9 protein-coding genes are annotated in these 14,694 nt (G+C 73.0%); 4 read left to right on the forward strand and 5 right to left on the reverse strand.

The window, feature by feature from the left end; genetic code table 11:
- Positions 1-746 (reverse strand): maltotransferase domain-containing protein (locus tag AB0927_RS06220; protein WP_366666363.1); only part of this gene is annotated, 746 nt, incomplete at its 3' end.
- A gap of 321 nt (positions 747-1,067) precedes the next feature.
- Here AB0927_RS06220 and glgP point away from each other — a divergent pair.
- Both glgP and AB0927_RS06230 read left to right on the forward strand, forming a co-directional pair.
- Positions 1,068-3,686 carry an alpha-glucan family phosphorylase gene (gene glgP, locus AB0927_RS06225; RefSeq protein WP_366666364.1) on the forward strand — a complete coding sequence of 873 codons (2,619 nt, stop codon included), beginning with the start codon at positions 1,068-1,070 and terminating at the stop codon, positions 3,684-3,686.
- 141 nt (positions 3,687-3,827) lie between these two features.
- On the forward strand, positions 3,828-4,820 hold the full coding sequence (locus AB0927_RS06230; RefSeq protein ID WP_366666366.1) for a GNAT family N-acetyltransferase: 993 nt from the start codon (positions 3,828-3,830) through the stop codon (positions 4,818-4,820).
- Between the two features lie 33 nt (positions 4,821-4,853).
- Here AB0927_RS06230 and AB0927_RS06235 read toward each other — a convergent pair whose 3' ends face one another.
- The 4 genes from AB0927_RS06235 to AB0927_RS06250 form a co-directional block, all read right to left on the reverse strand.
- Positions 4,854-5,375 (reverse strand): DUF1990 domain-containing protein, encoded by a 522-nt coding sequence (locus AB0927_RS06235; RefSeq protein ID WP_366666367.1) that lies wholly within the window; start codon positions 5,373-5,375, stop codon positions 4,854-4,856.
- Positions 5,376-5,447: 72 nt separating this feature from the next.
- Positions 5,448-7,103 (reverse strand): M4 family metallopeptidase, encoded by a 1,656-nt coding sequence (locus AB0927_RS06240; RefSeq protein ID WP_366666368.1) that lies wholly within the window; start codon positions 7,101-7,103, stop codon positions 5,448-5,450.
- A gap of 350 nt (positions 7,104-7,453) precedes the next feature.
- The gene (locus AB0927_RS06245) at positions 7,454-9,217 is read right to left on the reverse strand and encodes an ABC transporter ATP-binding protein (RefSeq protein WP_366666369.1); all 1,764 of its coding nucleotides are present in this window, start codon (positions 9,215-9,217) and stop codon (positions 7,454-7,456) included.
- A complete protein-coding gene (locus AB0927_RS06250) occupies positions 9,214-10,935 on the reverse strand; it encodes an ABC transporter ATP-binding protein (protein ID WP_366666370.1) in 1,722 nt (573 codons plus the stop codon). Before AB0927_RS06250 ends, AB0927_RS06245 begins: the two co-directional genes overlap by 4 nt.
- Positions 10,936-11,095: 160 nt before the next feature.
- Here AB0927_RS06250 and AB0927_RS06255 point away from each other — a divergent pair, with 160 nt between their 5' ends.
- The gene (locus tag AB0927_RS06255) at positions 11,096-12,889 is read left to right on the forward strand and encodes an ABC transporter ATP-binding protein (RefSeq protein ID WP_366666371.1); all 1,794 of its coding nucleotides are present in this window, start codon (positions 11,096-11,098) and stop codon (positions 12,887-12,889) included.
- A complete protein-coding gene (locus tag AB0927_RS06260) occupies positions 12,886-14,694 on the forward strand; it encodes an ABC transporter ATP-binding protein (protein WP_366666372.1) in 1,809 nt (602 codons plus the stop codon). Before AB0927_RS06255 ends, AB0927_RS06260 begins: the two co-directional genes overlap by 4 nt.

Here is a 14,694-nt window from a genome sequence, read left to right on the forward strand (position 1 = left end):
CCGTACAGGGCCCGCTCCCGCTCCACCAGCAGCGGCATCGGATCGGAGGCGGTGACCAGTTCCCGCAGCGGATGGCGGTCCAGCACGGTCCGCACGGGAGGTCGTAGCGCCTCCGCGAGCCGCCAGGCGGCCGGGCGTTCCTCGTCGCGCAGGACTGCCGCCGCGTCCAGGACCGTGCGCCGGTCCGCCTTCGGGACCCCGGCCGCGGCGCGCTCGTACAGCCGGGCGCCCTCCTCCAGCACCAGTTCCGTGTCGAGGCCGGCCGGGATCTTGATCCGGGCGTGGTGCCGCCAGGTGGTGAGCGGGTCGGCCCACCCCTCGACCGTATACGTCCAGCGGCCGGGTTCACCCGCCGTGACGGTGGCACCCCAGCGGTCCGTGCCCGGGGCCAGTTCCCGCATCGGCGTCCAGGGCCCCGGCCGGCCCCGGGGGTCGCGCAGCACCACGTTCGCCGCCACGGCGTCGTGGCCCTCACGGAACACGGTGGCCGAGACCTCGAAGGACTCCCCGGTCACCGCCTTGGCGGGCCGGCGCCCGTGCTGGACCACGGGGCGTACGTCGAGGACCGGGATGCGGCCGAGGGCGGTGACCGGCCCCGATGGGGTCCCGGCGGCGGACTTGGCGCGCTTTCGGGGCGCCGTCTTCTTCGCCGGCGGGGTCTTCTTGGCCGCCGCCGTGGGCGTGTTGTCAGGCGGTGGTGACGACGAGGTGTGCGTCGCGGCTGACGAGTGGTGCGTGGCGGGCATGACCGCTCCTGTCCGCGTCAACGTGGGATGACCAGGGGAGGTGGGTCGTGCGGGGGGTGCTGGGTGGTGCGGTGGGGTGGGTACCGGTGGAGCCTTCCCACCCTTTTCGGGTGGGCAATCCGGAACTTTGTTAACTACTCGCGCGTATGTCCACCCACCAGACCGGCCCACTTCCGCGGGTGCCCCCACGCCGCTTTCCCACGCCCCGACACCCCCGCGGGCACGTCCCCACCGACGGCCCGGTAACCACTACCGTCGAGAGGGAAGACGGGACGTACCCCGCCGTACGTCTCACCCGTAACGCGTCCGCCGAGGTGGCATGTGAAGGCGATCCGTCGGTTCACCGTCCGTCCCGTTCTCCCCGAACCCCTCCGGCCGCTGAGCGAGCTGGCGCACAATCTGCGCTGGTCATGGCATGCGGAGACGCGTGATCTCTTCCAGTCCGTCGACCCGGAGGCGTGGCGCGCGGCCGGGTGCGATCCGGTGCGGCTGCTGGGCCGGGTGCGGCCCGCGCGGCTGGCCGAGCTGGCCGGGGACCGGCGGTTCCGGCGGCGGCTGAACGCCGTCGCCGACGACCTGGACGACTATCTGACGGGTGATCGCTGGTATCAGGCGCAGTCCGAGGGACTGCCCGCCGCCGTGGCTTATTTCTCCCCCGAGTTCGGCATCACGGCCGCGCTGCCGCAGTACTCCGGGGGGCTCGGCATCCTCGCCGGCGACCATCTGAAGGCGGCCAGCGATCTCGGCGTACCGCTCGTCGGGGTCGGGCTGCTGTACCGGCACGGGTACTTCCGGCAGACCCTGTCCCGGGACGGCTGGCAGCAGGAGCACTACCCGGTGCTCGACCCCAACGAGCTGCCCCTCACCCAGTTGGCGGAGGCCGACGGGACGCCCGCGCGCGTCTCGCTCGCGCTGCCCGGCGGCCGGTGCCTGAACGCGCGGATCTGGCTGGCGCAGGTCGGCCGGGTCCCGCTGCTGCTGCTCGACTCGGACGTGGAGGAGAACGACCTCGGCGCCCGCTCCGTCACCGACCGGCTCTACGGCGGCGGCGGCGAGCACCGGCTGCTCCAGGAGATGCTGCTCGGCATGGGCGGGGTCCGGGCGGTGCGCGCGTACTGCCGGCTCACCGGGCACCCGGAGCCGGAGGTGTTCCACACCAACGAGGGGCACGCGGGCTTCCTCGGGCTGGAGCGGATCGCCGAACTGTGCGCTTCGGGGCTGGACTTCGACTCAGCGCTCGAATCGGTGCGCGGCGGCACGGTGTTCACCACGCACACCCCGGTACCGGCCGGCATCGACCGTTTCGAACGGGAGCTGGTCGCCCGGCACTTCGGCCCGGACGCCGAGCTGCCCGGCATCGAGACGCAGGCGATCCTCGCGCTCGGCATGGAGACGTACCCGGGCGGCGAGCCGAACCTGTTCAACATGGCCGTGATGGGGCTGCGGCTGGCCCAGCGCGCCAACGGGGTGTCCGTGCTGCACGGGCAGGTCAGCCGGGAGATGTTCGCGGGGCTGTGGCCGGGGTTCGACGCCGAGGAGGTGCCGATCACCTCCGTGACCAACGGGGTGCACGCGCCCACCTGGGTGGCCCCGGAGGTGCTGCGGCTCGGCGCCCGGAAGATCGGCACCCAGCGGGCCGAGGACGCGCTCGCCGTCGGCGGCTCCGAGCGCTGGGACTCGGTGGCCGACATCCCGGACCAGGAGATCTGGGAGCTGCGCCGCACCCTGCGCGAGCAACTGGTGCTGGAGGTGCGCGAGCGGCTCGGCGTCTCCTGGCGTCAACGGGGCGCCGGAAACGCCGAGTTGGGCTGGATCGACGGGGTGCTCGACCCGGACGTCCTGACGATCGGGTTCGCCCGGCGGGTGCCGTCGTACAAACGGCTGACGCTGATGCTCCGCGACCGCGACCGGCTGCGGGAGCTGCTGCTGCATCCCGAGCGGCCGGTGCAGATCGTGGTGGCGGGCAAGGCGCACCCGGCCGACGACGGCGGCAAGCGGCTGGTGCAGGAGCTGGTCCGGTTCGCGGACGACGCCCGGGTGCGGCACCGGATCGTCTTCCTGCCCGACTACGGCATGGCGATGGCGCAGAAGCTCTACCCCGGCTGCGACGTCTGGCTGAACAACCCGCTGCGCCCGCTGGAGGCCTGCGGCACCTCCGGGATGAAGGCGGCGCTGAACGGCTGCCTCAACCTCTCGGTGCGGGACGGCTGGTGGGACGAGTGGTTCCGGCCGGACTTCGGCTGGGTCATCCCGACCGCGGACGGCACCGGCATGGACGCGGAGCGCCGCGACGACATCGAGGCGGCGGCCCTGTACGACCTGCTGGAGGCGCGGATCGCCCCGCGCTTCTACGAACGGGGCCGGGGCGGGCTGCCCGACCGCTGGATCGAGATGGTCCGCCAGACGTTCACCCTGCTCGGCCCCAAGGTGCTGGCCGGTCGCATGGTCCGCGAGTACGTCGAACGGCTCTACACCCCGGCCGCCCGCTCCCACCGGGCGCTGACCCCGGACACCGCGCGCGAGCTGGCCGAGTGGAAGGCGCGGGTGCGGGCCGCCTGGCACGGGGTGAGCGTCGACCACGTGGAGACGACCGAGACGACGGCCACCGCGGAACTGGGCACGACGGTCGGCCTGCGGGTGCGGGTCGGCCTCGGCGCGCTGACCCCCGACGACGTGGAGGTGCAGGCGGTCTCCGGGCGGGTGGACGCCCGGGACCGCATCACCGACGCCACGATCGCCCCCCTGAAACCGGCCGGCACCCCCGACCTGGAGGGCCACCGCCTCTATGAGGGCCCCCTCCCCCTCGACCGCACCGGCCCCTACGGCTACACGGTCCGCATCCTCCCCTCCCACCACCTCCTGGCCTCCCCGGCCGAACCGGGCCTGGTGGCCCTGCCCGCGGAGGACACGGTGGAGGCGGCGGGGGTGCTGCTGCGGTAGCCCGTGGGACCGGTGCGGCGGTGAGTGCCGCGGGGGACTCGGCCAGTCGGGTGTGGGGCGGGAAAGTTGGGTCAACCCGCTCTGGAACTCGGTAAGTTGAAGGCCGTAGTGGTTTTCGGGACGGGATGGTGCGGGGGAGACATGGGCGCGGTGGGCGGCGGTATCGAGATCGTGCGGGCGCGGGAGGAGCATCTCGCGGGTGTCATGGCGTTGGCCGAGTACTGGCAGCTCGATCCCGGGGACTCCGGGAAGGCCGGGCAGACCGGGTTCCTGGTCTCCGACTACACCATCGACGACTACCGGGAGCGGCTGACCAGCGCGGAGCACTTCTGGGTGGCCGTGAAGGGCACGGACGTCGTCGGTTTCCTGCTGGCCTACAGCGACGCGCGCATCGGCCCCGAGGAGTGGCTCAACCACCGGATCAAGAGCACGATGGGCGCCTTCCTCGTCATCAAGCAGGTCTGTGTCGCGCAGTCGGTGGCCCGCGCCGGTGTCGGGTCCCGGCTCTACCACCACGTCCTGGAACAGTGGACGCAGAGCCCGGTGATAGCGGCCGTCGTCAGCGAGCCGTACAACGAGGCCTCGGTGGGTTTCCACCGCAAGCTCGGCTTCGACGAGTTGACCCGGATCACCCCGCCGGACGGCAGACGGCGGATGGTGTGGGTGGCGCGCAAGCCACGCGAGCAGCTGCTCCAGACGCAGTACACGGTCGCCGTCGACCTGTACAAGCACGAGGACAACACCAACTGGCAGAAGCTGAACAACTTCCTGTACATCACCGCGGGTCTGGCGGCGGCGCTCGGCTTCACGTTCGGCGCCGACAAGGACTCCGTCTCGGCCGGCAGCGCGCGTGCCCTGGGCGTGGCGATCTGCTTCGTCGGCGTCGTGTCCGCACTGGCCTTCGCGCAGATGCTGCGCTTCGGGCGCCGCTATCTCAGCGCCCGCAAACGCTCGGCGATCGAGCTGGAGGAGGTGCTGGCCTGGCACGGCGGGCAGCGGGTCGTCGGCCGGGACGCGGAGACGGCGGGCAACGACTGGCTGCGGCAGTCGCCCACCGGCCTCGTGATGATCGTGCTGCCGCTGCTGGTGGGGCTCGCCTGGCTGGGCGTGCTCGTCTTCGTGGTCGTGCGCTGAGCGCGCTGAGCGCGCTGAGCGGATCGGTCCGGATCAGCTCTGGTCGTGCGGCGCGCAGAGCTTTCTCAGGACGGCCCCGCACCGCCGTGCGTACGCGTGCTGGAGCCCCCGCGCCGCCGGGCCGCCCGCCTTGGCGTACCACTTGGCCGGCCTGCTGAAGGCGGCGACGGTGAGCCAGACCGTGCCGTCGCCGGTGCGGTCGACCACGAAGGCCTCCTCGCCGCACTCGGGGTGGTTCTCCAGGGTGCCGTAGGCCCAGCCGGCGCGGCGGGGTTCCTCGACGGTCCAGATGACGCGGCAGGACGCCTTGACCAGGCCGGCCAGGGTGACCGTGACGTCCACGCCGGGCGCGGCGCGGTCGGCGGCGGCGTGTATGCCCACGCCGAGCGCGTGGTGCATCTCCCAGGTGAGAACCGCCTCGGCGGCCCGGCTGAACACCTCCTGGCCCTCACCGAGACGGGCGCGCACCAGCAGCGGGCGGAACCCGGGCGGGCAGAAGGTGAGGTCGTCGCGGGTCGCTCCGACCGGTTCGTAGGTGAAGGGTGCCGAGGACATGGGGCACAAGAGTAGGGCGGCACCCGGAGCAGATCCGCTCCGGGTGCCGCCCTCTTCACAACCCTGAGGGGGTCAGCTGACGTTGACCGCCGACCAGGCCGCCGCCACCGCGTTGTACTCGGTGCTGCCGGAGCCGTACAGGGCGGCCGCCGCGGACAGCGTGCCCGTGCGGGCCGACTTGTAGTTGGTGGTCGTCGTGAAGTACGTCGTCAGCGCCTTGTACCAGATCTGGAGCGCCTTGTCGCGGCCGATGCCGGTGACCGTGGAGCCGTTGGACGTCGGGGAGTTGTACGACACCCCGTTGACCGTCTTCGCGCCGCTGCCCTCGGACAGCAGGTAGAAGAAGTGGTTGGCGACGCCGGACGAGTAGTGGACGTCCAGGTTGCCGACGGAGGAGGACCAGTAGTCCGCCGAGCCGCCGTCCTTGCTGGGCTTGTCCATGTAGCGCAGCGGAGTGCCGTCGCCGTTGATGTCGATCTTCTCGCCGATGAGGTAGTCACCCGGGTCCGCGCTGGTGTTCGCGTAGAACTCCACGCCGGTGCCGAAGATGTCCGAGGTGGCCTCGTTCAGACCGCCGGACTCACCGCTGTAGTTCAGGCCCGCGGTGTTGGAGGTGACGCCGTGGCTCATCTCGTGGCCGGCCACGTCCAGCGCGGTGAGCGGGTGGTTGTTGCCCGAACCGTCGCCGTAGGTCATGCAGAAGCAGCTGTCGTCCCAGAAGGCGTTGACGTACTGCTGGCCGTAGTGGACGCGGGAGTAGGCGCCGACACCGTTGTTCTTGATGCCGTTGCGGCCGAAGGTGGCCTTGTAGAAGTCCCAGGTCTCCTGCGCGCCGAAGGCGGCGTCCGCGGCGGCGGTCTGGTCCGTCGTGGAGCTGGAGGCCGCGCCGGTGCCCCACACGTTGTCGGCGTCGGTGAACAGCGTGCCCTTGCCGCCCGTCTTGTGGGCCAGGTTGTAGGTGCTGTGGCCGCCGCGGGTGGCGTCGGTGAGCTGGTACGTCGAGCCCGACAGGGTGGTCTCGAGGCTGACGGTGCCGGAGTACAGGCTCTTGCCGGTGCCGGTCACGTTCTCGATGCCCTGGTACTCGAAGAGCTTCTTGCCCGTGGCGGCGTCGGTGATGACGTGCAGCTGGTTCGGGGTGCCGTCGTCCTGGAGGCCGCCGACGACGGTCTCGTAGGCGAGGACGGGCGTGCCGGAGCCGGCCCAGATCACCTTGCGGGCGCCGTCCGCGGTGGACTCGGCCGAGCCGAGGGTCTGCGCGGCGGACACGGCCTGCTTCTCGGCCTTGGCCGGGGTCAGCTTGGGCGTGAGCGAGGCGACCTTGATGGTGGCCTTGTTCGCCTTGGTGACACCCTCGGTCTTGCCGGACTTGGCGGTGTGCACGACCAGGTCGCCACCGAGGACCGGCAGGCCCGCGTAGGTGCGCTCGTAGCGGGTGTGGACCGTGCCGTCGACGTCCTTGACGACGTCCTTGACGACCAGCTTCTCCTTGGCGCCGAGGCCTATCTGCTGGGCGGTCTCGGGCGCGTCGGCCTGCGCCTGCTTGATCAGCGAGGTGTGGGCGGCGTCCGACAGCGCGACGGGCGCGGCGGCCAGCGGCTTGGCGGCGGCCGGGGCCTGGGCCGCCGAGGCGCTGGTGGCCAGACCGGCGGAGACGAGGGCTCCGGCGGCGACGGCGGTGGCGATGACCAGGCTGGTGCGCTTGTGACGCGCGTAGAGGGGGCTCACGCAAGCTCCTTCTTCGTGGGGGAGACCGACCAGCGTGGGGTTACTGGCCGGGTGTTCGCTGTGAAGCTGCTGTGTTGCTCGCGGCGTGGAGAGAGAGTGACATCAGGGGCGCGTACATGTCAGGACCCTGAAGTGATGTTGGCTGAAAAGCGACCGTCAGGGAAACATTGCAGTGGTGTGAACACGTGGCGCCTGGGTCGGTTGTCTACCTCAACATCCCTGCTGTCCCGGTGATTTGGGATGCGGTTTGCAGGAACGTCGGATTCCGGCCGACCCCCGAGGGCATGTCGTACGTGGCTTGAATGCACCCTCGTGAACTTCCGGTGCGATGGGCCGATTCGGCCATCCGGTCAGGACCGCGCGGAATCCCCGTGCCAGGTCCGCCACAGCGCCGCGTAGGTGCCGCCGGCCGCCACCAGCTCGTCGTGCGTGCCCAGTTCGGTCAGCCGGCCGTGCTCCATCACCGCCACGCGGTCCGCGTCGTGGGCGGTGTGCAGCCGGTGGGCCACGGCGATGACGGTGCGGCCCCGCAGGACGGCGGCCAGGGCGCGTTCGGTGTGGCGGGCGGTCGTCGGGTCGAGGAGGGCGGTCGCCTCGTCCAGGATCAGGGTGTGCGGGTCCGCCAGCACGACGCGGGCGAGCGCGAGTTGCTGCGCCTGGGAGCCGTCGGTCGGGTGGCCGCCGGCACCGAGGCGGGTGCCGAGGCCGTCGGGCAGCTCGCGGACCCAGGCGTCGGCGCCGACGGCGGTGAGGGCGGACCACAAGTCGGCGTCGGTGGCGGCGGGTTCGGCGATGCGGAGGTTGTGGCGGACCGTGCCGAGGAAGACGTGGTGCTCCTGGGTGACGAGCACGACCTGGCGGCGCAGCACGTCCGGCGCGAGATCGGCGACGGGCACCCCGCCGACCGTCACGGTGCCGGTGCCGGGGCGGTCGACGCCCGCGAGGAGTCTGCTCAGGGTGGTCTTGCCGGCGCCGGAGGGTCCCACGAGGGCGAGGCGCTCGCCGGGACGCACACAGAGGTCGACGCCGTGCAGGACCTCGGCGCCGTGGTCGTAGGCGTAGTGCAGGCCGCGGACCTCGATGCGGGCGTCGGCCGGTTCGGCGCCGGAGCCCTCCGTCGCCGGGGTGGAGGCCCCGGCCAGCCCCTCCACCCGCGCGAACGACGCGCCGCTGCTCTGGAGTTGCTCCACCCGCATCAGGATCTGGTCCAGCGGCTCCACGAACTGCCGCAGGTACAGCGCCGCCGCCACCACCGCGCCCACCCCGACCGCGCCCCGCGCGTGCAGCCAGCCGCCGAGCAGCAGCACGGCGGCCGCCGGGACGGTGTACGTCGTCTCGGTGGCCGGAAAGAACACCGACCGCAGGAACAGGGTGTGGAAACGGGCCCGGCGGGACCGCTCCAGGGCGTCCCGGTTCGCCCTGATCCGCCGCTCGCCGAGGGAGAACGCCTCGATGGTGCGGGCGCCTTCGGCCGTCGCCGCGATGATCTCCGCGACGGCGGAGCCGGCCGCGCCCTCGGCGAGATAGGCGTCCCGGGCACGCCGCAGGTACCAGCGCAGCACCAGCCAGATCGGGGTCAGGCCGAGCAGGCCGAGGCCGCCGAGCAGCGGGTCGAGCGCGAACACCGCGCCCAGCACGAACACGCCCTGCACGATGTTGACCAGCAGCTCGGGACCCGCGTCCCGCAGGGTCGTGCCGACGATGGCGACGTCCGCCGTGCCGCGCGCGGACAGGTCGCCGGTGCCGGCCCGTTCCACGACGGAGGAGGGCAGCGCGAGCACGTTCTCGACGTAGCCCTCGCGCACCCGGGCCAAGGTCCGCTCGCCGAACCGGTTGCCCGCCCAGCGCGCCCAACGGGCCAGCAGCAGCTGGGCCAGCGAGCACAGCAGGATCCACAGGCCCAGCCGGTCCACCGTGGCGACCCCGTCGCCGGCCCGCACGTCGTCGATGATCCGGCCCACCAGCCACGGCCCGGCGAGGCCGGCCGCCGCGGCGAGCACGTTCAGCAGCAGCGTGCCGGCGAACGCCCGCCGGTCCGCGCGCACCAGCCGCAGCACGGCCCGGCGCACGCCCGCGCGGTCCGCGACGGGCAACAAGGTCTCACCGGCGCTCACGAAGCGGCTCCTCGGTTGTCGGCGTTCCCCGCGTCCCGGGCCACCAGGGCCCGGTAGGCGGGTTCCTCGGCCAGCAGCCGCCGGTGCGGGCCGGTCGCGGCCACCTTCCCGTCGGCCAGGAACACCACGGTGTCCGCGTGGTCCAGCACGAGCGGGGAGGTGCTGGTGACCAGGGTGGTACGGCCCTCCCGGGCCGCCCGCAGCCGCCGGGCCACCGTGGCCTCCGTGTGCGCGTCCAGCGCGGAGGTCGGCTCGACGGCGAGCAGCACCTCGGGGTCGGCCAGCAGGGCGCGCACCAGCCGCAGCCGCTGCCGCTGGCCGCCGGAGAGGCTGCGGCCCTGCCCGGAGACGGCCGTGTCCAGCCCGTCCGGCAGCCCGCGGACGACGTCCTCGGCGGCGGCCGCGCGCACCGCCCGGCGCAGGGCGTCCGCACCGGCCGGCCGCCCCGCGGCGACGACCTCCCGCAGCGGCCCGGCGAACAGGTCGGCCTCGTTGTCCGCGACCAGGATGCGGTGGCGTACGTCCGCCAGCGGCACGGCGTCCAGGCGGACGTCGCCCCAGGTGGCGTCGGTCGGCCCGTACCGGCCGAGGCGGTCGACCACGGCGGCGGCGTCGGCGGGCCGCGCGGTGGCCAGCACGGTCAGCCGGCCCGGCGCCACCCGGGTCCCGGAGGCCGGGTCGCACAGCTCGGCGGGCCGCTCGGGCGCCGGGAGGGTGCCCTCGTCCGGCTCCGGCTCCAGGCGCAGCAGCCCCACGATGCGACGCGCGGCGACGACGCCCCGGTTGAGCTGGTAGACCGTCTCCACGAAGAAGGAGACGGGGCCGACCAGGACCGCGACATAGCCGTACACCGCGACCAACTGGCCGATGCTCAGGTCTCCTCGGGCGGTCGTCCGGGCCGCGAGCCAGGTGACGACGGCGAGGAAGAGGGTGGGCAGGCCCACGGCCAGCGCCTGCACCCAGCTGGCCACCGCGCCCACCCGGTAGCCCTGTTCGCGCAGCCGCCGCGAGTCCGCGCGGAAGGCGTCCGCGAACAGCCCCTTGCCGCCGAGGCCGCCCAGCACCCGCAGGCCGCCCGCGAGATCGCCGATGCGGGCGGTGAGCACGCCCTGCCGCGCCCGGTACTCGCTCTCGGCACTCTGAAGCCCGCGGGTGAGGGGCCCGGTGACCACGGCCGTCACCGGCAGGCCGAGCAGCACGACCAGGGCGAGCGGCGCGGAGACGCCGAGGAGCAGTCCGGCCACCACCCCGTAGAAGACGATCGAGGCGACGCCAGGTCCGACCATGGTGAGCGATTCGGAGATGGCCCGCACGTCGCCGACCCCGACCGTCACCACCTCGCCGGCCGCGGCCCCCCGCGACAACGCCGCCCCCAGCCGCACCACGTGCTCCACGATCAGCTTGGTCGTGCGGAAACTGGCGTCCATGCGCAGCCGGGTCATCGTCCGGTGCCGCAGAATGCTCAGCCACGCCGTCACGGCCCCCACCAGGAACATCGCCGCGCTCCACGCGGTCAGCACCCCGAGCCGCCCCGGCACGAGCCCGTCGTCCACGGCCCGCTGCGTCATGTACGGCTGCGCCGCCAGCAGCACCATCCAGGCGGTGCCCAGCCCGCCCGCGGCCCACGGCCTCGTCCGCTGCCGGGCCACGACCCACCACAGGTACCACCAGCCGCCACGCGTCTCCGCGGTCCCCGGCTCCTCGTACGCGTCGATCATCCGGCCCCCGCTCAGCGTGCTCCCCCAGGAACCCTCGACGGTATCGGGACCCTTCTCCGGCCCTCCATCGATTAACCGGAGGTCGTAGGTCCAGCGGCGGAGCGGGGTCCGGCCGAAACTCGGTGGGCGGCGGCGGTGCCGGTCCGTACCCTCGCCAGTGATGTCCACGACACGTGCAACCGCCCAGGACCGATCCGCCGTACGCACCCTGCTGCGACTGTGGCCGTACGTGCGGCCCGTGCGCGCGCGGCTGCTCACCGCGGCCCTCATAGCGGTCGTCGCCTCGTGCACGGGACTGGTGATCCCGCTGGTCCTGAAGTGGATGGTGGACGGCCCCGTCGCCGACCGGGACCCGGCGGGGGTCTGGCTCGGCGCGCTGTACCTGCTGCTGCTCGGGATCGCCGAGGCGGTGCTGTTCGGCGTCCGGCGCCGGCTCGTGGCCCGGCCGCTGTCGCACGTCGAGGCGGAGATGCGGGCGGACCTGTACCGGCATCTGCAACGGCTGCCCGTCGCCTTCCACGACCGGTGGGCGTCCGGTCAGCTGCTGTCGCGCGGCACCACCGACCTGATGCTGCTGCGCATGTTCCTCGCCTTCCCGCTGACGTTCCTGCTGGTCAACGGCGTCACGATCCTCGTCGGCGTGGTCATCATGCTGGCCCAGGACTGGCTGCTCGGACTCGTCGTGCTCGTGCCCGCCGTGCCCTTGCTGTGGACGTGCGTGGTCTTCGAGGGCCGCTACGCGCGGGTGGCGCGGCAGGCCCAGGACCAGGTGGGGGACCTGACCACGCTGGTCGAGGAGAGCGTGCTCGGGATCCGCATCGTCAAGGGCTTCGGGCGGCACCGGAGCCAGGCGCGGGCGTTCCGTGCCCTCTCCGCGCGGCTGCGGGGCACGGAGCTGCACAAGGCGCGGCTGCTGTCGACGATCTGGGGGGTCATCGTCACGCTGCCGGAGGTGGCGATCGGGGCGGCGCTGGTGGTCGGGGTCGTCCAGGTCGCCGACGGGGACCTGTCGGCGGGCACGCTGGTGGCGTTTCTCAGCACGGCGCTGGCCCTGCGCTGGCCGGTCGAGTCCATCGGCTTCCTGCTCGCCATGAGCCAGGAGGCCGCCACCGCCACGGAGCGGTACTTCGAGGCGATGGACGAGACGCCGGAGGGGGAGACGGCCGGGGACGGCGCCGCCCCGGCCGCGCGGCCGCCCGCGGCCGGGGCGAGCGCCGGACTGCGCTTCGAGAACGTCCGGTTCCGCTACCCCGACGCCGCCCCCGGCTCCCCGCCCCTCCTCCACCACATCGACCTCCACATCCGCCCCGGCGAGTCCATGGCCCTCGTCGGCGCCACCGGCAGCGGCAAGACCACCCTCACCGCCCTCGTCCCCCGCCTCCACGAGGTCACCTCGGGCCGCATCACCCTGAACGGCGTCGACATCACCGCGATGCCTCGCGAGAAACTGCGGGCGAAGGTTGCCGTCGCCTTCGAGGAGCCCACCCTGTTCTCCACCACCGTCGGGGAGAACGTCCTCATGGGCGCCCCGGACGGCACCGGGAAGGACGGCCTCGACCGCGCCCTCGCCATCGCCCAGGCCGACTTCGCGCACGCGCTCCCGGAAGGCACCGACACCCGCGTCGGCGAACAGGGGCTCAGCCTCTCCGGCGGTCAGCGGCAGCGGCTCGCACTGGCGCGGGCCGTCGTCGGCCGGCCGGAGTTCCTGGTCCTCGACGACCCGCTGTCCGCGCTGGACGTGCACACGGAGGCCGCCGTGGAGGCCGCGCTGCGCCGGGTGCTCGCGGACACCACCGCGCTCATCGTGGCGCACCGGCCTTCCACCGTGCTGCTCGCCGACCGGGTGGCGCTGCTCTCCGGCGGCCGCATCGCGGCCGTGGGCACCCACCAGGAGCTGCTGCGCGGCAACGCCGAGTACGCGCACCTCATGTCCGGCGAGGAGGACCCCCGTTGACCGCCACCAGCCCCGACAACCCCTTCGACCAGGACGTCCTGCCCTCCCCGCCCGGCGCCACCGCCGCCCTGCTGCGCTCGCTGCTCGCGCCGATGAAGGCCCGCGTCGTCCTGACCACCACCCTGCTGCTGCTCCAGCAGGCGGCCGTGCAGGCGGGCCCGCTGCTGGTGGCGTACGCCATCGACCGTGCCGTGCCGGCGTTCCGGGACCACCGCTACGGGCCGCTGATCGCGGTGGGCGCCGGCTATCTGCTGTGCGCGCTGCTCTCCGGCGGGCTCCAGGTCGCGTTCATCCAGACGTCCGCGCGGGTCAGCCAGGACGTGCTGCTGGACCTGCGGGGACGCATCTTCCGGCACGCGCAGGCGCTGAGCGTCGACTTCCACGAGCGGTACACGTCCGGGCGGCTGATCTCCCGCTCCACCACCGACGTCGAGTCGCTGCGCGAACTCCTGGAGGACGGCCTCCAGGAGCTGGTGACGGTCGTCCTGTCCTTCGTCTACATCTCGGCCATGCTGCTGTGGCTGGACCTCGGGCTCGGCGCCGTCGCGATGGCCTCCTTCGTGCCGCTGTACTTCCTGATCCGGCTCTACCAGCGGCGCGCGGGACGGGTGTTCCGGGCGCGCTCCACGGCGATCGCGGCGGTGATCGTGAAGTTCGTGGAGACCATGAACGGCATCCGCCCGGTGCGCGCCTTTCGCCGGGAGGCGGCCAACGACGCCGCGTTCGCGGAGCTGAACCGCGCCCACGAGCGGACCAACGGCGACTCGCTGCTGGAGATGGCCCGCTACGTGGTGGGCTCCCGGCTGGTCGCCAACACCGCGGTCGCGGGCATCGTGCTCTGGGGCGCCTACCGGGTGGCGTCCGGCTCGCTGGAACTGGGCGTGCTGGCGGCGGCGGTGCTGTACCTGCGCCGTCTGTACGACCCGATCGACCGGCTCGGCATGTTCCTGAACTCCTACCAGTCGGCCGCCGCCTCCCTGGAGAAGATCGCGGGCCTGCTCGCCCAGACGCCGTCCGTGCCCGAGCCGGCCACCCCCCGCGAACTTCCGCCTGCCACCGGCGAGTTCCCGGGCCGTGAGGTGACGTTCGACGGGGTGAGCTTCGCCTACCGCACCGGCGGTGAGGTACTGCCCCGCTTCGACCTGACCCTGCCGGCCGGGCAGACGGTGGCCGTCGTCGGCGCCACCGGCGCGGGCAAGTCCACGCTGGCCAAGCTGCTCGCCCGCTTCTACGACCCCTCCGAGGGCCGCGTGCTGCTCGACGGGGTCGACCTGCGCGACCTGCCCACCGCCGAACTGCGGCGCGGGGTGGTGATGGTGACCCAGGAGGCGTTCCTGTTCTCCGGCACCGTCGCGGACAACATCGCGATCGGCCGCCCGGACGCGAGCAGGGCGGAGATCGAGCGGGCCGCCAAGGTGATCGGCGCCCACGAGTTCATCTCCACCCTGCCCGACGGCTACGACACCGACGTCCGCAAGCGCGGCGGCCGCATCTCCGCCGGCCAGCGCCAACTCGTCGCCTTCGCCCGCGCGTTGCTCGCCGACCCGGCCGTCCTCATCCTGGACGAGGCCACCAGTTCCCTCGACATCCCCGGCGAACGGGCCGTCCAGCGCGCCATGTCCACCGTCCTGCGCGGCCGTACCGCCGTGGTCATCGCCCACCGCCTGTCCACCGTCGAGATCGCCGACCGCGTCCTGGTGATGGCCGACGGCCGCGTCATCGAGGACGGCCGTCCCGCCGAACTCATCGCCGGTACGGGCAGGTTCGCCGGGCTCCACCAGGCGTGGCAGGAGAGTCTGGCCTGA

The organism is Streptomyces sp. NPDC048106 (assembly GCF_040706415.1).
Classification (GTDB): domain Bacteria; phylum Actinomycetota; class Actinomycetes; order Streptomycetales; family Streptomycetaceae; genus Streptomyces.